This window comes from Sphingobium sp. UBA5915 (assembly GCF_002431195.1).
Taxonomy (GTDB): domain Bacteria; phylum Pseudomonadota; class Alphaproteobacteria; order Sphingomonadales; family Sphingomonadaceae; genus Sphingobium; species Sphingobium soli.
Window position 1 is genome coordinate 26,911 of sequence record NZ_DJDV01000048.1, and the last position, 720, is coordinate 27,630.

Sequence of the window (720 nt, forward strand, 5' to 3'; positions counted from 1 at the left end):
CCATCAGGCCGCGCATGCCCGCCAGCTGCTTCATCTGCGCCTGGCTACCACGCGCACCGGAATGCGCCATCATGTAGATCGAGTTGATCGGCGCCATCCGGCCCGTCTTGGGGTCCTTGGGCTGGGCCTTGATCTCGTCCATCATGGCGTTGGCGACCTGATCACCGCAACGCGACCAGGCGTCGATCACCTTGTTGTACTTTTCCTGCTGGGTGATCAGGCCGTCCTGATATTGCTGCTCATAATCGGCCACCAGCGCCTTGGTCTCGTCGACCATCGTCACCTTGCTGTCGGGGATGACCATGTCGTCCTTGCCGAAGCTGATGCCGGCCTGGAACGCGTGGCGGAAGCCCAGCGCCATGATGGCGTCGGCGAACAGCACCGTGTCCTTCTGGCCGGTGTGACGATAGACCTGATCGATAACGTCGCCGATTTCCTTCTTGGTGAGGAGGCGGTTGACGACGTCGAAGGGCACGCGATGCGACTTGGGCAGGCATTCGCCCAGCAGCATGCGACCGGGCGTGGTCTCATACCGCTTCATATATTGGTTGCCTGCCTCGTCCGTCTGCGGAACGCGGCTGATGATCTTGGAATGCAGCGTCACCGCCTTGGCATAGAGCGCCTGGTGGACTTCCTGCATGTCAGCCAGCAGCATGCCTTCGCCCGGCTCGCCTTCGCGCTCCATCGACAGATAATAGATGCCCAGCACCATGTCCTGCG

General features: G+C 61.5%; 1 pseudogene. It reads right to left on the reverse strand.

Annotation, left to right across the window (positions count from 1 at the left end):
* Nucleotides 1–720, reverse strand: a pseudogene (locus B2V90_RS06700) (DNA-directed RNA polymerase subunit beta'); the annotation flags it as partial.